Annotated in this window: 19 protein-coding genes; all 19 read right to left on the reverse strand. The window is 28.6% G+C overall.

Annotated elements, in window-relative coordinates:
* Window positions 1-134 precede the first annotated feature (134 nt).
* The gene (locus FUA26_RS08185) at window positions 135-1,187 is read right to left on the reverse strand and encodes an acyltransferase family protein (RefSeq protein ID WP_147134175.1); all 1,053 of its coding nucleotides are present in this window, start codon (window positions 1,185-1,187) and stop codon (window positions 135-137) included.
* 14 nt (window positions 1,188-1,201) lie between these two features.
* Window positions 1,202-2,089: a glycosyltransferase family 2 protein gene (locus tag FUA26_RS08190; RefSeq protein WP_147134177.1), complete on the reverse strand. Its 888-nt coding sequence runs from the start codon at window positions 2,087-2,089 to the stop codon at window positions 1,202-1,204.
* Window positions 2,086-3,096, reverse strand: coding sequence for a glycosyltransferase family 2 protein (locus tag FUA26_RS08195; protein ID WP_147134180.1), 1,011 nt, complete (start codon window positions 3,094-3,096; stop codon window positions 2,086-2,088). The genes FUA26_RS08190 and FUA26_RS08195 overlap by 4 nt, the downstream gene beginning before the upstream one ends.
* A 14-nt stretch (window positions 3,097-3,110) precedes the next feature.
* The gene (locus tag FUA26_RS08200; RefSeq protein ID WP_147134183.1) at window positions 3,111-4,355 is read right to left on the reverse strand and encodes a glycosyltransferase family 4 protein; all 1,245 of its coding nucleotides are present in this window, start codon (window positions 4,353-4,355) and stop codon (window positions 3,111-3,113) included.
* 100 nt (window positions 4,356-4,455) lie between these two features.
* Entirely contained in the window at window positions 4,456-5,523 is a 1,068-nt protein-coding gene (gene wecB, locus FUA26_RS08205; protein WP_246109107.1) for a non-hydrolyzing UDP-N-acetylglucosamine 2-epimerase, read from the reverse strand.
* A gap of 41 nt (window positions 5,524-5,564) precedes the next feature.
* Window positions 5,565-6,482, reverse strand: coding sequence for a glycosyltransferase family 2 protein (locus FUA26_RS08210; protein WP_147134189.1), 918 nt, complete (start codon window positions 6,480-6,482; stop codon window positions 5,565-5,567).
* A 2-nt stretch (window positions 6,483-6,484) separates the two neighbouring features.
* A complete protein-coding gene (locus tag FUA26_RS08215) occupies window positions 6,485-7,492 on the reverse strand; it encodes a glycosyltransferase family 2 protein (RefSeq protein ID WP_147134192.1) in 1,008 nt (335 codons plus the stop codon).
* Entirely contained in the window at window positions 7,485-8,720 is a 1,236-nt protein-coding gene (locus FUA26_RS08220) for a glycosyltransferase (protein WP_147134194.1), read from the reverse strand. The genes FUA26_RS08215 and FUA26_RS08220 overlap by 8 nt, the downstream gene beginning before the upstream one ends.
* A gap of 80 nt (window positions 8,721-8,800) precedes the next feature.
* Window positions 8,801-9,829: a glycosyltransferase family 2 protein gene (locus tag FUA26_RS08225; RefSeq protein ID WP_147134197.1), complete on the reverse strand. Its 1,029-nt coding sequence runs from the start codon at window positions 9,827-9,829 to the stop codon at window positions 8,801-8,803.
* The gene (locus FUA26_RS08230; RefSeq protein ID WP_147134200.1) at window positions 9,829-10,650 is read right to left on the reverse strand and encodes an FkbM family methyltransferase; all 822 of its coding nucleotides are present in this window, start codon (window positions 10,648-10,650) and stop codon (window positions 9,829-9,831) included. The genes FUA26_RS08225 and FUA26_RS08230 overlap by 1 nt, the downstream gene beginning before the upstream one ends.
* A 161-nt stretch (window positions 10,651-10,811) precedes the next feature.
* Window positions 10,812-11,828 (reverse strand): glycosyltransferase family 2 protein, encoded by a 1,017-nt coding sequence (locus FUA26_RS08235; RefSeq protein WP_147134203.1) that lies wholly within the window; start codon window positions 11,826-11,828, stop codon window positions 10,812-10,814.
* Complete coding sequence (locus FUA26_RS08240; RefSeq protein WP_147134206.1) at window positions 11,825-12,742, reverse strand: glycosyltransferase family 2 protein; 918 nt, start codon at window positions 12,740-12,742, stop codon at window positions 11,825-11,827. Before FUA26_RS08240 ends, FUA26_RS08235 begins: the two co-directional genes overlap by 4 nt.
* Before the next feature lie 70 nt (window positions 12,743-12,812).
* Window positions 12,813-12,941 (reverse strand): hypothetical protein, encoded by a 129-nt coding sequence (locus tag FUA26_RS15850; RefSeq protein WP_262712123.1) that lies wholly within the window; start codon window positions 12,939-12,941, stop codon window positions 12,813-12,815.
* A 519-nt stretch (window positions 12,942-13,460) separates the two neighbouring features.
* The gene (locus tag FUA26_RS08245; protein WP_147134209.1) at window positions 13,461-14,567 is read right to left on the reverse strand and encodes a glycosyltransferase family 4 protein; all 1,107 of its coding nucleotides are present in this window, start codon (window positions 14,565-14,567) and stop codon (window positions 13,461-13,463) included.
* Complete coding sequence (locus FUA26_RS08250) at window positions 14,564-15,265, reverse strand: class I SAM-dependent methyltransferase (protein ID WP_147134212.1); 702 nt, start codon at window positions 15,263-15,265, stop codon at window positions 14,564-14,566. Before FUA26_RS08250 ends, FUA26_RS08245 begins: the two co-directional genes overlap by 4 nt.
* Before the next feature lie 2 nt (window positions 15,266-15,267).
* Window positions 15,268-16,029 carry a TylF/MycF/NovP-related O-methyltransferase gene (locus tag FUA26_RS08255; RefSeq protein WP_147134214.1) on the reverse strand — a complete coding sequence of 254 codons (762 nt, stop codon included), beginning with the start codon at window positions 16,027-16,029 and terminating at the stop codon, window positions 15,268-15,270.
* 2 nt (window positions 16,030-16,031) lie between these two features.
* Window positions 16,032-17,300: an ABC transporter ATP-binding protein gene (locus FUA26_RS08260; RefSeq protein ID WP_147134217.1), complete on the reverse strand. Its 1,269-nt coding sequence runs from the start codon at window positions 17,298-17,300 to the stop codon at window positions 16,032-16,034.
* Between the two features lie 86 nt (window positions 17,301-17,386).
* On the reverse strand, window positions 17,387-18,250 hold the full coding sequence (locus FUA26_RS08265; RefSeq protein WP_147134220.1) for an ABC transporter permease: 864 nt from the start codon (window positions 18,248-18,250) through the stop codon (window positions 17,387-17,389).
* Window positions 18,251-18,270: 20 nt separating this feature from the next.
* Entirely contained in the window at window positions 18,271-20,742 is a 2,472-nt protein-coding gene (locus FUA26_RS08270) for an exopolysaccharide transport family protein (protein WP_147134223.1), read from the reverse strand.

A 20,742-nucleotide genomic window follows, 5' to 3' on the forward strand; every position in this document is an offset into this window, starting at 1 on the left:
CATATTATGATTAACCGGTACTTTTATTATTATCAATATTTGGAAATCAATTTTATTAGAGACATTAAGTGTATTAGTAATTAACTACTCTAATTTTTTATTACAGCACACTCTTTTTTAACATGAAATAATAACTAACTCATTTTTTTCTTTAGATACTTCCCTATTCTAATTTCAACCTTTTGGGTGTAAAAGACACTTACACAAACAAAGCATATCATTAGAAAAAGAACAAACAATAATGCGTAATGCTCCAAATCTCCATACTTGGTAATTAGCACTACTCCTATTACCTCATGTATTAAATACAAAAAATAAGACGCCCCACCTATTTTTATAAGAAGAGGATTTTTTAACCAGTTTAAATAACGACTTCTGCATATTAATAATAAAAATAAAATATGCCCTATAAACATTGATATGACTCTTGCCTTATCATACCAAAATAAAGAACATTGCAAAAAGAACATAACTAATACACAAATTAGTATATATTTTTTGAATTCTCCTTTGTATAAAAGATAATAAAAAACACCGTAACTAAATAGAGGTAATGACTTGATTAGGTTAAACAATTCAAATATTGACTTAAGTTTTTTTAAAAAAAATATTTCAGTTGAATCTAGGAGACTTATATAAAACCAAAAAAAAGTTAAGAATACCGATGTTACAAAAAACACCTTCATAAATTTATTTTGGAAAAAAAAATACATAAAACTAATAAAAAAGTAAAACTGTATTTCGTGCCATAAACTCCAATAACTACCATTTATATAATCAAATTCAATTTTTCTATCACATAGTGTTGATAATAATTCGGGTTGAACAAAAGTTATACTTGCAAAGACATTTTTTACTAAATGCGCGTGAGGAAATATTTTTTCAGTATCAAAAAATAGCACAAAAATAAAAGTTATAAGCGTTGCAATTACCATAGAAGGCAACAATCTTATCAACCTATTTTTCCAGAAAACTTTAAAAGAAGTTGTATTGTTGAGTGAATAAAAAATAACAAACCCACTTATAATAAAAAAAAAGTGAACACCTAACCTACCAAACCAAAAATAATCATATGAATCTGCATAGGGGTATATGTTTGCCCATCTAGAAAAAAAGTGAAAACACATAACCATTATGATGGCAATAGCTCTAAATCCATCTAAAATTTCAATTCTTTTCTTTTTCATATTAAAAACCCAAATTATTTTCCTGGTAATGGAAGAGCTCTCTTCTTCTTTAGAGTATCATTAGTTACTGGTTGTCTGTGATTCAATAAAATCTTGGGAAATTTAATAAGAAAAACAAATACTGTTACTAAGTAAGTTTTAAAAAAATTCAAATCTAAAATTGCATATTTAATAAAATTATTGACAAAAAGCTTTAATATACTTTTAAGAGGGTATTTATAATAAACTAAAAAATAGAAACCCGAATTTCTTAACTGTCTTCCAAACCTAAAGTAATTATTTCCTTGCTTTTTTCTTAAATTACTATCAACTCTATGATTTACAGAAATGGCACTTGTGTACAAAATATCATAGCCTTTATTAATAACTTCTATTGAAACGCATGTTTCTTCACCGTAAATATCCATCCAAATAGGAAATCCTTTTGTTGAGTTGTATACAGTTTTTTTTATGGCAAATCCACACCCCACAAACTCATTACATAAATATTCTTGTTCTTCTATATTTTCATTTAAAGCATCTTTATTAGATTTAAACACACCTCTTATTTCTTTAAATGCAATAACTCCAATTTTTTCATTTCTTTTAAAAACACCTTTTACCTCTTCTATAAAATTTTCTTGTAAAGGGTGGGCATCATCATCTAGCCCTATTAGTATCTCTCCAGAAGCTTGTTTATATAGCTTATTTCTTGCCTTTGAAGCCCCAATATTTTTACCAGACACCTTCCACAAAACCCATGGGTATTTTTCTTTAAGATCTATTGAATCATCTCTGCAACCATCAAGAAATACAAGTAACTCACACTTATCTTTATTAATAAAAGTCTCTAGAATAGAAATAGTTTTTTCTAATTCTAATCTTCTATCTTTAGAAACGATTAAAATAGAGGCTTCAATCATTTAATAATACTTTTTATAATCTTTAATTTACTAGTAAACTTTACATTCTTTAATATTAAGAACCAAATACCTAAAGCACTCTTAGTTATTCCTGAATTGACCCAGGCACGTAATATACTTCTTAAACATCTATATTCTAAAATTTGCTGTCCATCTTTACTCAATTCTTTAGAAGCATGAACATTTAAAACATTAAACATTTTAATAAGAGTTAAGATATTTTTTTCAAACTCCTTTTTTGAAATTGATTTTGAACTATAATAGCTATTATAAATAAAGTCTGCATTACTAGAAATATTAAAACTTTGCCAGTAACTAGCAATAACCTTAGACCTTTCTCTTAAATGTTTCTCTCTATTCTCTTGTGCTCTATGATTACTATTATCTACTATTCTATATTTCATTAAAAAGTCAGGTAAATTAGCAACCTTTCCTTGTTTAATTATTCTGGTCCATAAATCCCAATCTTCACAAGTATCAATACTTTCGTTATACCATATTTTGTTTTCTTTCAAAAAAGAAGTTCTAAATATAACCGAAGAATGTCCAAAACAAGCTGTAAACAAAAGGTTATATTTAATTTCTAAGTTATCCGTTGGGTAAGACCAAGAAGAACTATTCATTACATTGAAGTCCCTTAGCCAATACCCTTGTGTTCCACATAAAACGATATCATTATGGGCTTCCAAAAAAGAAATCTGTTTTTCGAATCTATTGGTGTAGCACCAGTCATCTGCATCCATTCTAGCTATATATTCATATTTATCCACCAAAAGTTTAAGCCCTTTATTTAAAGTGGCTGCAAGACCAAGGTTTTTCGAGTTTTTTATATATTTAACCCTGTTGTCATCAATATTTTGAACAAATTGTTCTGTGTTATCTGTTGAGCAATCATCTATAATAAATAATTCAAATTCTTTAAAAGATTGGTTTAAAATAGCACCAATAGACTCCTTAAGAAAATGAGCTGAATTATAAGTAGGCAATATTACCGCTAATTTATTCATCAAACACAGTTAATTTATTTATTTAAATTATCTATTACTTCTTTTAAATATTTACCTGAGAGGTAATAATTCAAATCTTCTCTATTCAATAAAAGATTATCAGAGTTTTTCTTCCATAAAAAATATAATTCTTCTATAATGTTGGCAATCTTAGTTACATCATCAATCTCGGCTACATAGGGATAATCAGCTCCTAATAAGCGTCTAACTTCACTTTTTAAAGGAGATAAAGACATCATCTTTTTATTAGCGGAAACACAATGAGGAAACTTACCTGGTAAAAATGGACTAATATTAGATATAGTTTCAAGAATAATATTAACCGAGACCATCATTTGAATTGCATAAACATCATTAAAGGGAAGTGTTTTATCTACAACAACTAATTCAGGCATTTCTTTATGATAAGCACTTAACATATTAGAAAAACGCGTTGTATTACCTATTAAAATTAACTGAACTTCATCTCTGTGCTCTGGAAATTTTTGAAAAAACAATAATAACCCTTTTAATAACCCTTCTGGATTTCTTGCATTTAAAAGCCCTCCTGCGTGTAATAAATTAAACTTATTAATATCTAAGAAATTAGGAAGTTTAATTTTCTCTGTACTTAATTCAAATTGTTGATGTGGTATAATTACACCTTTCTTATTACAGTTATTAAAAAATTGCCCCATCCATTCTTTTAACAACAAGCTTGGAAACACTACATGCTCTGCATTTTCTGTAACTTTTTTAAAAAAGACTTCTTTTACTTTGTACCCAGGTTCTTTAAACCTGTATGGTTGCGGATAACAAGAAAAAGGATATGGATCATGTATATAGGCTAACCACTTATTATGTAATTCTGGTATTTTATTTACAGCATAATGAGGTCTAAAACTGGCTGCTTTACTTAAAGTTAGTACTAAATCTGATTTAAGTTTCAACTTTTTTAAAAATTGACTAATACTTTTTGTGTCGTTAAAAAAAGTAAAAGAAAATCCAAATATTGGTTCTAAATATTGAGCTAGATTAATTTTTAAATAACGTTGAATAATACGTTGGGTACGACTTAAAACAAATAATAGACTAAACCTATTTTCTTTAATTGCAATACAATTAACATCTTTTAAACTAATGTTTTTTTGAGTATAATGACAAACAGTAACTCTATAACCAATAGCTGCTAAATTTTTAATGAGCGCCACATTTGCTTTAGATCCGCTACTATCATTAACATCAATTGAGTCTACTACTACAACTATTTCTTTACTCATTAACTACCAATTTTCTCTCTAATCTATATTATCTTTAATCCTACTTGCAAGGTTCCCTATAATTATTGCTTTCTTTTTATTAATAATACTCTTTTATCATCTAACATTTAGAATATTTAAAGTCTCTAAGGAATTCTACTATTCTTTTTGCTGCATTACCATTTCCATATGGGTTATTTACTTTCATAACAAAATCACTATCTAAAACTTCTTTTGCTTTTTCAACTATCTTCTTAGGATTTGTTCCTACTAAAAAAGAACATTTGGCCTTTATTCCCTCATCTCTTTCTGTTGTATTTCTTGTAACCAAAACGGGAATATTTAAAGATGGTGCTTCTTCTTGAATACCTCCAGAATCTGATATTATTACAGTAGCTTTACTCATTAACCATATAAAGCTAGGGTAATCTAAAGGTTCTATCAACAGAATGTTTTCAATATTTGAAAGTTTTTCATAAACTACATTTTTTACATTGGGATTTAAATGCACTGGGTAAACAATTTGAACATCTTCTTCTCTTACTAATTCTAACAATGCTTTACAAAGATTTTCAAACCCTTGCCCAAAACTTTCTCTACGATGCCCTGTTACTAAAATTAGTTTTTTATTTAAATCTATTTTATTTTTTAAACTTTCTATTGTTGCATTAGTATAGCCCTCATCTATTTTTTGTATTGCAACTAACAAGGCATCTATAACGGTATTTCCAGTAACTATAATTTCAGATTCGTTAATCTTTTCACTTAAAAGGTTTTCTTTTGCTTTAATAGTAGGCGTAAAATGATAATCTGAGATTCTTCCTGTTAATTGTCTATTTAATTCTTCTGGAAAAGGAGATTGTTTATCATAAGTCCTTAAACCCGCTTCAACATGTGCTACCTTTATGTTTCTGTGAAATGCAGATAATGCTACTAATGATGATGTTGTTGTGTCTCCATGTACTAATACAATATCAAAAGGCTCTGTTTCGAAAATCCCATCCATTTTAGATAGTATTCTAGAACTTAACATATTTAAACTTTGGTTAGGTTTCATGATATTAAGATCATAATCTGGCAATAAACCAAAGAAATTTAATACCTGATCTAACATTTCTCTATGTTGAGCAGTAACACAAAGTTTAAATGGTATGTTTTGTTTAACTAATTCTAAACAAATTGGAGCCATTTTAATAGCTTCTGGGCGTGTACCAAAACAAATAAGTATCTTCAATTTCTACATGTTTTTTTATACTTAATCCATAAAGGATAAAGTGAGTATTTTATTTTGTAAAATAATTTTGTGTTAATTTTTAGATCTAGATTATTTAAAACTTGTCTCACGAGATTATAATCTCTAAACGATATAGCCAAATTTATTAAGTATTTAAATAAATAAGGGGTAAGTAATTCTTTTTTGTATAAATTATAAATGACAAGACGTATGGCTTCCTTTTTAGAGTTTATTCTAACCGTATTTCCTTGATAAAACTCTCCAGTATTAGATTTTTGGTGTTTTCTACCATAAAACAATTCTTTCTTAACTGAAATTCCCTCAAAACCAGCACTTAAAATTCTAGAATACAATTCCCATTCTTCTGCATACATTAAACTCTCAACAAAACGATGACTATTGAAACATTCTTTTTTCCACATTACGGCACATGAATTAAAAGGGAGCTCATTAGTTATCAATTTATCAACATCTGCTTTTCCAATATTAAAGACTTCATATTCTTTTGACAAATCAAATTCGTAATTGAACGATTCAAAAAAAACCGAACGTTCGTATCTACAAAAAGATGTTTTTTTTCCTGATAACTCCGAGATACATATCTCTAAGTTTTGAGGGTGTACTATATCATCATCATCAAAAAAAATAATATAATCACCTTTAGCTAAGTTTAATCCATAATTTCTGCAACCAGGTAATCCTTTTAAATATTCATCTGTCCTTTTAAAAAACTTAAATCTCTTGTCTTTATTTATTATAGGTGTAATTATTTCCTCGGTATTATCAGAACCTCCGTCATCTATAATTAAACATTCCCAATTTGTATAAGTTTGTTTTTTAATAGAACTTAAAGTTTCCTCTATAAAATGCGCCCTATTATATGTGGCCATTATGATACTTACTTTTCCTTCCATTTTTATCTTATAGAGTACTTAACTAATGTTTTAAAAGATGGCATATCTAAAACAAAAAAATACTTTCTGAAAACGAACAATATTTTTGATAAGTTTGAACCATCTTTTTGATTGACAATTAAAATTATTAATTGCCTTAAAAAAACTCTTTTTAACTCAATAATGCTAGAAAAATTAGAATTCTTCATAAGATCTTCTTGTACTGCATTAATATACTTATGATTTAAAACAACGGCTTTAAAATTTATTTTTTGATGTGTTAGTACCTTAAGACAAAATTCTGTGATAAATGTATTTTCTTTACTACAAATTAACTTCCAAAAATTAGCATACATTGTTTTTAGATTTTCTCTATGTAAATTAGACTTTTCTGTATCTACATGAATTTGATTTGTTAAACTATTTTCATGTTTTCTATAATTGTAAAGGAGTTTATTTACATGTGTATACTTACTATGCACTAATGCTCTTAACCAAAAATCATAATCTTCAACTAAAAACAAATTTTCATTATACCCCTTATTGTTCACGTAAACAGACTTTTTATAAAGAAAACAGGAACCTATATGATTACCAAAAATTAAATTTTCAATACTAAGAAAATTAACCTTCCTTAGTCTTTGACCATCATTATTAATCATATAAACATTACTATATGCAATGTCTGAGTCTTTAACTTTTAAGGTTTTCACCAATTCTTCTATAGCTATTGGTTCATAAAAATTATCATCGCTCGTCCAGGTTATAAAATCTCCTTTTGCAATTTCATGACCAACATTAAGGCTTGCTGGAAGTTTTAAATTTTTTTGGTTATTTACAACCTTAATTCTATTATCTAACTTAGAAAAATCATTAATAATTTCAAGAGAATTATCTGTAGAACAATCATTAACAATTATGAGTTCAATATTTTTATAAGTTTGATTTAAGCAACTTTTAATAGATGTAGCTAAAAATTTTTCTCCATTATAAACGGGAAGAATAATTGAGACCAATTTGTTTCTATCCATTATTTAATTCTTGATAAATAGTTCTCCATTTTTCATTAAGAACCTTTTGTGAAAAATTGTTTTTTACAAATTCTATTGCATTATCACTCATTGCATTTAATTTTGCAGGATTAATAATAAATTCTTTTACTTTCAAAGATACTTCTTCTGTATCATATTCATTGCAAATAAAACCTGTGTGATCTTCCTTTAGTGTATATTTAACTCCCCCAGAATCAAATACAATTACTGGAAGCCCGCATGCTTGTGCCTCTAACGTTGCTAAACCTTGAGATTCTCGTAATCCATTAAATGAGATAACACTAAGTAATAAATAAACATCGTGTTTACATAATTCACTTCTTATTTCTTCTTGAGACTTAGCTCCTAATAAATTGACATGCTTTTCTAACTGGTATTCTTTTATTAAAGCTTGTAAATTTAATCTTTCTGAGCCTTCACCTATAATTGTAAGCTCCACTTTGATCCCTTGCTTTACCAAAGTTTTAACTACCTCTACACAATATTTATGTCCTTTAACTTCTTCTAGACGGCCAACAGTTATTAACCTTAGTATATCCTTTCTATTTTGTATAGAAGTAATAGGATAAAAGAAATCTGTATCTACTCCTACTGGAATTAGTTTTAAAAGCTCATTAGGACAACCCAATTTTAAAATCTTGTCTCCCAAATAAGGTGTATTAGCTGTAATGAGGTCGCCAAAACCAAACAAGTTATCATAATAACCATTATTGTGAATATATCCACTTATAGGGAAAAACACATCGTGCCCATGAAATGTAACTATTAACGAAGGTTTTAAAAAACCAACTTTTTTAAGAACATCTAATGGGTTTACATTAGTACCATATTGTACATGTATAGCATGAGCTGTATTAAATTGTTTGTAAAAATGTAGTTGATACAGCCAAGTTAAACTAAACTTTGAAAACTCACCATGGTATTTAAAAATGGCTTTTATAGATTTAAAATTCTCAACAATTAGAAATACCCATTTTAACAATCTTAATACTTTGTTCTTCGGAATTTTATAGTTTTCTACAATAATCTTATTTAACAAATCATATTTAAGAATTCTTGTTGGAATTTTAGAAGCTTCGGTTTCAATCAATCTTCTTGTTAAAATCTGTACATCATAACCTAATGTTATAGCTGTTTCTATTTGAGCAACAATAAAAGTTTCTGACAGGTGAGGAAACTCAGGTATTTTAAAAATAATGCTTTTCACTTAAATGTTCAGTTAAATAAAATTATTCTTTTGGTAGTAAACACAAATTTTATGAACGCTTTATACTAATAAAGATTCTGTTAAAAACAGATTCTATATTTATATAGCATAAACGACTTTATTACAAGTTTAAGACTTTCTTTAAAGGTACTTCTATAGGAAACCATATTTCTTAATTTTAAATATTCAAAAAGCGTTTTAAAGGAAAAATGACTTCTTTTTAATAGGTAGTTCTTTAAAAGTTTTTTTTCTACATTATCAAAATAAACTAACAATCCTTCTTTTTTGAAAAACCCATTATTTTTACTAAAAAACTCTCTTTTAAAGTCTAAGTATTGTTTTACCTCTGCAAAACTTCTTTGCTCTTGCCTATAAATCTCAATTAGGTTTTCTTCATGATATTGAGGCATATTTTTATAAACGTATTTAAGTAATTTAATACGTGTTTTTATTGCACTTTCATTTTGTTGCTTTCTTCTAACTACTGATACCTGCGAAGTATGTTTTCTATAATCTAAATATACCTTCTGTAAATTATGAAGTTTGCCAAATGCCATTAACTCAACCCATAAATCATAATCTTCTGCTGGTTCTCTTTCTTTATTGTATTGTATGTTATGTTTTTTAATAACTGCACTTCTTATCATTATAGAGGGGTGCGCCATAGAATTCCCATTAAGCATTGCTAGTTTAATATCAGCATCTAACTCTGGTAAGTTAATAACTGTATCTGAATTAAGGTATTTAAAAATGGTTCCGCATGCAACAACATCTTCATTACTTTCTAAAAAATCTACTTGGGCTTGAAACCTATCTAAGAAACTAATATCATCTCCATCCATTCTAGCAATATACTTGCCTTTAACTAATTGTAATGCATGGTTTAAGCTATTGGTATAACCTGTATTTTTTGTTTTTTCAATGAATATAATACGATTATCATCTAAACGCTTAATAATGTCTTTAGTTTTATCAGTAGAACAGTCATCTATTATAATTAATTCAAAGTCTTCAAATGTTTGATTTAAAATACTATTAATAGACTCTTCAACGTACATTTCGCAATTGTATACCGGCATAATAACAGAGATCATTGGTCTTTTTTCCATTATATATATGCTTTATTCAAACCTATTGTTAATTCGCCAGATTCAAAAAGGTAGAAACCATATGATTTTAATATATCATAAATCGATACTCTAATATTATATTCATCGTGTATTTCTATAGCTAATATTTTTGTTTTGTTTAAAAAAGACATATCACTTTCTTTATTAAATATAAAGCGTTCAGCACCCTCTATATCAATTTTTAATAATGATATTACCTCTATATTATTCTCCTTTATAATGTCATTAATAGTAATTCCTTTAATCTCTCCTTTAGAGTTCTCTATTGTTTCTATAGACCAATCTTTACCATCTCTAAACCCATTAGATATGTTATAATTAACTCCTTGTTTATGACTTAATGCTTTATCATATATTTTAACATTAGTAAGGTTATTTAATTCAAATACATTAGCTTTAAAACAGTTAACGTTTTCTGGTGAAGGCTCTACAGCATAGATATATAAATCTTTTGAATTTATATGTTTATTAAGATACAATGTAGTATAACCAACATTGGCTCCTGAATCAATAACCACCAGTTTTTCAGAGTTATCAAAATTGAGATTTAATAGCGTAGATACTATTTTAAATTCTTCGAAATTAAAAATCTGTGTAAACACATTATAATCACTATGCTGATAATCTCGTATTTTTAACTTAATTCCATGCTTCGTGTCTATATTATATATGTTATTTTCATAATTAAAATTAGCTATTTCCGAATTCTTCATTAGAAAATCCTTAAATTTTTCTTCGGGAGGTCTATTATCTGGAAAAAAAAACCTATAAATCTTTCTCAGTTGTTTCAATCTACTCATTTCTATTTATTTATTGAAATTCTTTTAAATATTGGTTTTATAATTCGTTTTAAAAAGGCTATGGTTTTATTAATTATTTCAGAAAATTTTCTTTTAAATGTTAGAAATTATTCTTAAAAATCTCAAATTACCGTTTATAACATTATTTTGATTTTTTATCATTATGATAATAACCGCTTTTTTATTTCTCTAACTTTTAATTTTGTAACAAAAAGCATTTCTTTTCTAGGCAACTTAAAAAACAATTGTTTTCTCCATTTTTTATCAATACCAACAACATTTTTTTTGAAATAAAAATAAAATACAGAAACTCTTAGTATACTCTGTAATACTGTTAATAACTCTTTCTGTGAATAAACTTGCTGTTTAATATTCAATTTACTTAATACCTTCAACCAGTCAAAAAATAACTTAACTTCATTAACTTCAATGTATTGATTTAATAACAACATTTTAGTTATTAATTCATCTGAATATAATTCGGTATTATATTTAAGTTTTTTAAACAAAAATAATTTTATTGGAATGTCGGCTTTTATTTGGAATACTTTATGAACATGTGTAACCTGATTATTATGAACCCGATAATAATATAGTACCTCTTGAATATTGTAAAATTTGCAACTCCAAGCAATTCTAGCCCAAAAATCATAATCTTCAACATGTACTCTACTTATATCAAATTTATATTCACTAACGGCTTTTCTTTCTAACATTACAGCCCCCATACTCATAGAACAATGTAATAACATTCTAGCAACAATTTCATCATGAAACTCTTTGTGCTTTATAGTTCTATTTACATTTCCAAATTGTTGCAACCAACACCCACAAGCTTTAATATTGGGGTTATTTTTCAAAACATGGAGTTGTTTTTCAAATCTATTTAAAACGTTAATATCATCACCATCCATTCTAGCAATATATTGCCCTTTGGCTTCTTTAAAACCTATATTTAAACTATCAATAAGGCCTTTATTCTGTTGCTTTTCAATGATTCGTATTCTGTCATCCTTAAAATCTTTAACAACCTTCAAAGTATCATCAGTTGAACAGTCATCAATAACTAAAACTTCAAAATCTTGTACTGTTTGGTTTAAAACAGAATCTATAGCCTCTCTAATAAAGGGCGCTACATTATAAACAGGAAGTACAACAGATATTAAGGGTGTTTTCATATCCTACCCAATATTAAAACCATTAAACTCTTCATTTTAAACGGCAACTTATGTAATGGATACGCTATAAAAGCTTTGTATAACAAATAGTATTGAGAACATTTTTTATTAGAAAATTTAAGACGTTCAAACCGTTTTATATAATAATTAGAGGCTAATATCTTTATATAACTCTTTGAAAAATTATCAATTTTAAGGTGTTTCTTTTTTCGTCGTTTATAAGCTTTTAACATGGCATAAAAATGCCAATACTCAGCTTTATAAAGGTTATCATTATTTGAAATGCTATGTTCATGAACTCTATAACGATACAAAACCTTATCTAGAAACAAATGCTTGCCCTGTTCTTCTAGCTTGTAATACAAATCTTGGTCAACTGCCCGTTTCATAAAAGGGTTTATACCTCTAGATTGTGTATATGCCGCTTTCTTAAAAGTAGCAAAGTGGGTTAAAGCACCATTAGCATAGGTTAAATACGATTTTCCTTTGGGTATGTTGCTTCCATATAGGCTTGGTTTAGTAAAATTCATTTCTAAATCTACAAACTCATATTTTGAGGTTACAATAGCAACATCTTTATTTTTAAGGTGTGTGTTAACCATAAGCGCTATAGCTTCTGGAACCAAGGCATCATCTGGATCTAAAAAACCCATTATGTCTCCTTGTGCTAGTGTGGCACACTTATGTTTAGTATAACCACAACCTTTATTGGTTTTATTTAAATATAATTTAAACCTATCATCGCCTTTTATCAGATCATTTATAATTTCAATAGAATCATCCTTTGAAGCATCATCAACAATAACAGCTTCCCATTTACTATAGGTTTGAGCTACAATGCTTTTATAACAATCTTTAAAAAAATGTCCATTATTGTAATTAGCTATAAGTATAGAAAACTGTGGTTCTTGCATAGGGCAAACATATCACGCTAAAATATAAATTAATATTAAAAAACCACATCATAAAAAATAGAATACAACCTTAACCAGCTTTAATATACTCTAAACGCGCCCACACATCTTCACGGTCTAACATAAAATATTTACAATACGCTTTAATACTTATATAACGGGTATGAGGCAAGTTATATGCCTCCCTAATATCATTCATAATTTTTAGGGCCTTCTTAGAGCTTATCTCATTTAAACGCTCTATATGTTTTCTACACAAACATAAATACACAACTTATTTTCAACGACTTACAAAAACAACACATGATATTAATGTGCATTAAAGAGCTTATTGGTAATATTTGACAAGTTATCAGTTAAAATATTGGTAATAAGTTCGTAATTAAATATCTCTTATTAAGCTCTTAATCAGTTCATATACAGAATTTAAAAATCCAAATTACTTAACTTATAGCCCATATTGATACCTTAGACAGCCCGATTAAAAGGCTCTCTAAAAATAACAACAAAAGCCATCTCTGAAAGGAACACAAAAACAAAACCAACTCAAAACACTTAAATAATAAAAAAAACACTTAATTCTTTAAAATAGAAAGTAACCCACTGTGCACATCTCTCTATTTAACAAAATCAATCTAACTAAGTTATGTCAGACTGAGCTTGTCGAAGTCCCCCTAAACAAAATTCTTTATAACCAGTACCTCTTACAATTCACTACTCAATTCTCCAAAATCTCCTGCAGCCTATCAATATGCCTTTGTAAACTAAAATGTGTTTTTATATAAATTTTACCAGCGTTCCCCAATTGTTTAACATAATCTAAATCATCTAACACCTTACACATGTGATTCGCCATGGTTTCCACATCATGTTCATCACTCAACAAACCCGTTTCACCATGTTTAATAATATCAGGGATTCCTGCATGGTAGGTTGAAATTACTGGCAAACCTGCTACACTAGCTTCTAAAACAGCTAACGGAGTACCTTCCATATCACCATTAGAAGCCGTTACAGAATGTTGCACAAATGCCAAAGATTCTCGTAACAAATCACTATATGTTTCTGGTGTAATAACACCTAAAAATGTAACATCTTGAGCGATGTTTAAATAGTTTACTAAGTTTTTACAGGTATTGAGAAGCGCGCCATCACCAGCCATTAATAGTATAGCATCTGGATGCTTTTTTAAAACCTTATTAAAAGCCATTATAGTATAATAGGGTGCTTTTTTATCGGTAAATCTTCCTACTGCTAAAAATTGTTTTTTTCTATAGGTAGGTATAATACTTTCAAACACTTCCTGTGGGCCATAAACATTACTAATTAACTTATCTTTAGGACACCCCATATCTAATAAAGCCCTATACATAACATTTGAAACAGTAATAATGGCTTTTGAAAAACTAAAAACTTCTTTATAATAATTACAAGATTCTATAATACTTTTAATACTAGCATCATAACCATGAAAATGGACTACCGTTGGTAATTTTGAAGTTTTTAAAACGTTGTATAAATGATACGCATGGGTACCATATTCTACCAACACAACATCAATTTTATTTTTTTTTAAACTGTATAGCAAACGCTTGTGCCATAAATATGCTTTTCCTTTTTTAAAAAGCTTTTCATAAATACGATATAGCTTATAAAGACTAACAGGCATTAAACGCCCACCACCTTCTAATTGAATATGCGACCCCATACCATAATAATAAAAAACACGACCTTTTAAATACTTTTTATGCGCTTGAATAAAGGTTTCAGAATATGGATTCTGACTGGGGGTGAAAATAGCTATGTTCAATGGTTTTTGTTTCATTTTTTTACAATACCGTATAAACCTGTTACCATTTGACCTTCTTTAAAATTGACTAACTCAGGCTTATCTAACTTAATTAAATAGCAAATAAACGGTTTAATTAAAGCAGACAAAATACTTCTTTTAAAACTTGGCATATCACTTCTTCTAACCCATAAACCTAACATTTGTGCCATTGAAGCATGCCAACCACCTGTAGCTTTTATGTCTATATTTTTAAATCCAGCGTTTTTTAAATGACGCTCTAATGAAAACGGTGTATACCGATATTCATCATGGGGTACTTCATGTAAATTCCACAAAAAAGGGACAGTAAAAAAGAAAACACCTCCAGGTTTTAAAACTCTGTAAACTTCTTTTAAAACAATTTCTGGTTCAGGACAATGCTCTAAAACCTCTGTTCCAAAGGCACAGTCAAAACTTTCTTTTTCAAAAGGCATTGTTTTACCATCCCAAGTCACATCTGGTTTTATAGATTTGTCGTATTCCAAAGCATTTTCAATATCTAAACCAACATATGTTTTTACTTCAGAATGCTCTAAAATATAATTCTTATAGGGCATTTTACCGCAACCAATGTCTAACAGCGCTCCAGATAATTGAGGTATAATAGTCTTTAGTGCTTTTAATATAGATGTTCTTATGTAATACCTATCTAAGTTTTGAGATGTTAATTTTATGCTGGTAAAATTTTCCATTCTTAATTTTTAACACCCATTCTACAAGTATAATCAATACGGTTTAAGAATAATTTGATGTTATTATTATCTATATACTCTTCAACCGCTTTTCTACAACCTTCCCAATGCCCATAATCATCAATAATTATAACACCTCCTGAGACTAGTTTAGGATATAAATAATTTAATTCATGCAAAGTAGACTCATACCAATCTGTATCTAATCTTAAAATTGCTATTTTATCTGGAACAGCTACCATAGGTATAGTATTTTCTACTTTACCCTTTATAAAATGTATTTTATCTTGAGGATATTTTACACTTTGAATATTTGCTTTAACTTCATCTAAAGCAGAAAAACATGCTATTCTATTCCAAGTTTCATCTTTTTTTTGATAAGCGGTTGTAGCAGATTCTCCTCTTACAGATTTATCGACTTCGGTAGGCTCACTCATTCCTTCATAAGTATCATATAAATAAACATGCCTGTCACAGTTTTTTAAGTTTAAAAGAGCCTTTAGTACAGCCATTATACTGCCTCCCTTCCAAACACCACATTCTACAATACTTCCTTCTATTTTGTTTTTTTCTATATATTTTACAGCTCTAATTAAACTTACAATTCGCTCCTTGCTTGTTAAGGTATAAGGAGTTACCATGTTTAAAATTTCTCTTTCCTCATTAGAAATGTCTGAATAATTAATATCTACAGATTGTTTATTATTAACATGAAACTCTTTAAAAAACTTATTATATATCTTCTTCTTTATTCTTTTAATCATAATTACGCTTCTTTAATCACTGACCAGGTAGCATCTTCTAAATATTTGCAAGCACCTTTATTCCATTTAAAATCTTGCCTTTCTGTTTTCATCATTTGTATTTTAAAACCACAAACAGATTCTAAATAATCAAACCGATCTTTAGTTTTAGAATCAGACAAATAAATGCGTAATGAATATTCACCCATATATAATTTAGGGTTGTTTATTTCACATTTAAATTCATATAATCCTTTTTCTCTTTTTATATTGTTTTGAGAATCAATAATCCAAACATGTGTAATCGGGTTTTGAAACTCATCAATTATTTGAAAAGAAAGCGCTAAATTATTTACTTTAAATGGTAGCTTTAATTTAAATATAAAGCTAATAGGCTTACCATATTCATGAACATTATTAGGTAAACTAGTATCTAAAAAAACATGGGTTATAGTAGGCTTTTTAATATCTCCAGAAAACAAATAATTAACTTCATTTGATTCGCCTTTTAAATATTCTTTAATTGCTAGGTCCGTTCCTCCATCATAACAAACCTTTCCATGTTTAAGAACAATTACCCGCTGTGTTAATATAGATATAGCATTCATATCATGACTCACAAACAAAACCGTTCTACCACCACCTCTGCTAATATCTTGCATTTTCCCAATAGCTTTTTTTTGAAACTCGGCATCACCTACGGCCAAAACCTCATCTATAATTAAAATATCGGGTTCTAAAAAAGCTGCCACCGCAAAAGCTAACCTAACTGTCATACCTGACGAATATCGCTTTACTGGGGTATCAATATAACGTTCACAACCACTAAACTCTATAATTTCATCTATTTTAGAGGCTATTTCCTTTTTAGTCATTCCTAAAATAGCACCATTAAGGTATATATTTTCTCTTCCAGTAAGTTCGGCATGAAAGCCTGTACCTACTTCTAAAAGAGATGCTACAGTGCCTTTAGACTTTATAATTCCTGTTGTAGGACTTGTAATTTTAGACAGTATTTTTAGCAACGTAGATTTTCCTGCGCCATTTTTACCAATAATACCCAGTACTTCGCCTTGTTTTACTTCAAAATTTATATCCTTTAAAGCCCATACATAATTAGAGGTTCCTTTGGCAGTTCTGTCATTCTCCTCGCCTATTTTTTTAAACGGATCTTGTTTACCTCGCACACCATACCACCAACGTTTAAGGTCATCTTTAACAGTACCTGTACCAATAACACCTAAGCGGTATTGCTTGCTTAAATTTTCAACTTTTAAAATTATATTACTCATTATTTAGTGAATTGTATCACTACAAACTTTTCTTATTTTTTTATTCTAAACTATTATTAAATATTATAAACCTTCAGTTCTATCCATCAAACCGTATCTATAAAATTCTTTTCTGTTTTATTAAATATAATGATTCCTGTAAAAAATATTACAAGGGTAACAGATAGCGTATAAATAAACATATTGATATTAAAAGTACCTGTACTTAATAACATATACCTTACACTTTCAACAACAAAGGTTAACGGATTATAGGCTACTACCCATGCATAATTAGGCAGTTTCTCTTTAAAAAAAGAAACTGGATACATTACCGCAGAAACATACATAAGTAACTGCAAACCAAAACTAATTAGCACTCTTAAATCTCTATACTTAGTTATTAATGATGAAATAATCATACCCAAGCCTAAACCTAGCATTCCCATAATGATGATAATTAAAGGGAATAAAAACGTATATCTATTTAATGAAATTTGTGCGCCTTGGTGGTAATAATATATGTAGAAACAACCAAAAACAAACAACTGGATACCAAATTTTAATAAGTTTGATATTACAACCGATATTGGTACTATAATACGCGGAAAATACACTTTACCAAAAATACCCGCATTGGCAGAAAATGTATTGGAGGTAGACATAAAGCATACTTTAAAATAGTTCCAAATGGTAATACTTGCCAAATTGAATAAAAAAGGAGGCACTGTACCTGTAGAAATATTTGCTACATTATTAAAAATTAATGTAAAAATTATAGAGGTAAATAAAGGCTCTATTAAATACCACAAAGGCCCCAAAATGGTTTGCTTATATACCGTTACAACATCGCGCTTAACAAAAAGCATTAATAAATCTCTATACCTCCAAACTTCTTTTAAATTTAAATCTATTAGTTTTCGTTTAGAAGATATTGTAAATAACCACTCGTTTGTATGATGTTTACTCAAAAAATTTAAAATTAGTAGGTTTACTTTTTAATAATGGATTTTATTTTTTTCAACAGTCCTGATGTTGATTTAGTGTCTTCATGATACCCGTTAGCATAGTTACCATAGCCGTAACCATAGCCATAGCCGTAGCCATAACCATAGCCGTATTTCGCTTTTTGATCATAACCATTATACACTATGCTAATGTTTTGTATTTGCTTATTTCTATATTTTTCATTTATAAAATTAAGCATCCCTTTTTTAGTATAATCTTGCCTAACCATGTAAATTGAAGTATCAACAAAATCAAATAACTCTAAAGCATCAGCAACTAAACCCATAGGAGGCGTATCTAAAACAATATAATCATATTGCTTTTTTAATTGCTCTATTAGTTCTTGTAATTTAGGGCTTATTAATAACTCTCCTGGATTTGGCGGAATGGGGCCTGATGTAATAACATCTAAAAACTCAACATCCGTTTTTTGCACCACTTCGCTCAAAGGTTCTTGCCCTATTAAATAGTTAACAACACCAACATCATTTTTAATATTGAAGTCTCCAAAAATCTTCGGTTTTCTTAAATCTAAACCAACAAGCACTGTTTTTTTTCCACTTAAAGCAAAAACAGTAGCCATGTTTATAGAAGTAAACGTTTTACCTTCTCCACTAACAGATGATGTTACTAAAAGTGTTTTAGCGCCTTCTAAATTTTTAGTTTTGTAAAAATATTGAAGATTAGAACGAATGGCCCTGAACGACTCGGCAACTGCCGATTTTGGTTTTCTATGTACTATTAAATTATTATCTAACGGGTTTTTGCCAACAACTCCAAGAATTGGTATGGCAGATAATTGCTCAACATCAATAGGGCTGTGAATACTGTTATCTAATAATGTAAATATAAAAGCTAATACTAAAGGAATTAGTAAAGCCACTAAAAAAGCAAAAACATACCTAACATTTAAATTCCTGCCTAAAACTTGGGCGCCTGTATTTTTAGCTGAATCAATTACTAAAATATCAGATACGTTTGATGCTTTTATAATTTCAGCTTCACCGCGTTTAGCTAAAAACACATTATAAGTTTGCTCACTTAAAGTATATTGGCGCTCTATGGTAATTAAACGCTGCTGATCTTCAGGTAATTTACTAAATTGAGATTCAACTTTACTCAAACGACTACTTACTAATTTAGATTCGCGTTTTAAAACATGAGTAGCGGCGTTTATGTTTTCAAGTAATACATTTTTTAAACCTTCAATTTGCCTATTTAAATCGTTAAATATGCTAGCATCACTACGCACTGAATATTGAAGTTTAGATTTTTGAACCGAAAGTTCATTAATTTTAGATACGTTGTTTAAAATATTACCATCATTTATACCAGCTATTGATGGTGCCGGAATTTCAGTAAAAGTACTACTTGTTGTTAAATAACTTTTTAAGTTAGCGTAGTAATTAAGCTGCCTGTTTATACTTTCTTTTTCAGCATCTAACTCGGTAAGTTTTTCATTAAGTATAACGCTTTCATCATCTAAACTGAATATTTTATTCTTTTTTCGGTAGTCATTTAAATCTTCAGCATTTTTACTTAGTTCGCTTTTTACTCTTGAAATTTGCTCATCAATAAACTTAATAGCATTGGTAGCATATTGGTTTTTTCTGTTTAATTGATCTTCACTTAAAACTTCAACTACTGCATTTAAATAATCAACTATTTTCTCTGTATTCTTATCTATTAATGCTATATCAAGAATTGGTGAATTAGCTGGGTTTGATACTGATGTACGGGCTTTATAACTAGCTACTACACTATCAAAATTACTAAAACTAATAAAATAGCTTGTATCAGGTTTGGCAATTCTATCTGCTGCTAAAACTACTGTGCCTTTTAAAAATGGTAAATTAATTGGTGCTCCAATTTTATACTGTTTTTTAAACGGACCCGGAGTTACATCAATAGCTTTAATGTTTTTAGTTAAATAGTTTTGGGCTGATACTGTGGGGCCTGAAAAATTTACTTCTAAATTAAACGTGTCATTGTTTAAAAAAGTAATTTTAATAGGTAAATTAATTAATTGGTGCGCATTGTATTCATGGTTAAACCTAAAAGGTGCGGCTTTATAAATATCTTCTTTTCTAAAGCGTCCTTGTGTTAAATAACTTTTATAAAACTCTAAACGATCAACCACTTTTTCATGATGCGATCTTGATTTTAATGTAACAACCAATGTTTGAACTTTAGCTGTAACACCACCCCAGTTAAAAGTTAAACTTGCGTTTGAAGTGAATAGCGGATTACTATCATCTTCAACTGAAATTTTAGTACCTAATCTGTATGAGAATTCTTCTCTTACATTTTTGTAATGCACATAATAAAAGCTAATTGCTAATAGTAAAATAAACCATTTCCAATAGCTTAAAGCCCTGAACAAAAACTTTTTTATATCAAAGGCTGAGGCTGATGTAGCTCCAGAATTTTCTAATATATCAAATTCATCATCCAT

The organism is Seonamhaeicola algicola (assembly GCF_007997385.1).
Lineage (GTDB): Bacteria > Bacteroidota > Bacteroidia > Flavobacteriales > Flavobacteriaceae > Seonamhaeicola > Seonamhaeicola algicola.

Bases quoted from the DNA above. Each gene is read 5' to 3' on its own strand.
- FUA26_RS08235 (WP_147134203.1), bottom strand. From the start codon at position 11,828: ATGAAAACACCCTTAATATCTGTTGTACTTCCTGTTTATAATGTAGCG.
- FUA26_RS08210 (WP_147134189.1), bottom strand. From the start codon at position 6,482: ATGGAAGGAAAAGTAAGTATCATAATGGCCACATATAATAGGGCGCAT.
- FUA26_RS08250 (WP_147134212.1), bottom strand. From the start codon at position 15,265: ATGGAAAATTTTACCAGCATAAAATTAACATCTCAAAACTTAGATAGG.
- FUA26_RS08195 (WP_147134180.1), bottom strand. From the start codon at position 3,096: ATGAATAAATTAGCGGTAATATTGCCTACTTATAATTCAGCTCATTTT.
- FUA26_RS08225 (WP_147134197.1), bottom strand. From the start codon at position 9,829: ATGGAAAAAAGACCAATGATCTCTGTTATTATGCCGGTATACAATTGC.
- FUA26_RS08270 (WP_147134223.1), bottom strand. From the start codon at position 20,742: ATGGATGATGAATTTGATATATTAGAAAATTCTGGAGCTACATCAGCC.
- FUA26_RS08215 (WP_147134192.1), bottom strand. From the start codon at position 7,492: ATGGATAGAAACAAATTGGTCTCAATTATTCTTCCCGTTTATAATGGA.
- FUA26_RS08185 (WP_147134175.1), bottom strand. From the start codon at position 1,187: ATGAAAAAGAAAAGAATTGAAATTTTAGATGGATTTAGAGCTATTGCC.
- FUA26_RS08260 (WP_147134217.1), bottom strand. From the start codon at position 17,300: ATGAGTAATATAATTTTAAAAGTTGAAAATTTAAGCAAGCAATACCGC.
- FUA26_RS08240 (WP_147134206.1), bottom strand. From the start codon at position 12,742: ATGCAAGAACCACAGTTTTCTATACTTATAGCTAATTACAATAATGGA.
- FUA26_RS08190 (WP_147134177.1), bottom strand. From the start codon at position 2,089: ATGATTGAAGCCTCTATTTTAATCGTTTCTAAAGATAGAAGATTAGAA.
- FUA26_RS08255 (WP_147134214.1), bottom strand. From the start codon at position 16,029: ATGATTAAAAGAATAAAGAAGAAGATATATAATAAGTTTTTTAAAGAG.
- FUA26_RS08245 (WP_147134209.1), bottom strand. From the start codon at position 14,567: ATGAAACAAAAACCATTGAACATAGCTATTTTCACCCCCAGTCAGAAT.
- FUA26_RS08230 (WP_147134200.1), bottom strand. From the start codon at position 10,650: ATGAGTAGATTGAAACAACTGAGAAAGATTTATAGGTTTTTTTTTCCA.
- wecB (WP_246109107.1), bottom strand. From the start codon at position 5,523: ATGGCTCCAATTTGTTTAGAATTAGTTAAACAAAACATACCATTTAAA.
- FUA26_RS08200 (WP_147134183.1), bottom strand. From the start codon at position 4,355: ATGAGTAAAGAAATAGTTGTAGTAGTAGACTCAATTGATGTTAATGAT.
- FUA26_RS15850 (WP_262712123.1), bottom strand. From the start codon at position 12,941: ATGAATGATATTAGGGAGGCATATAACTTGCCTCATACCCGTTATATA.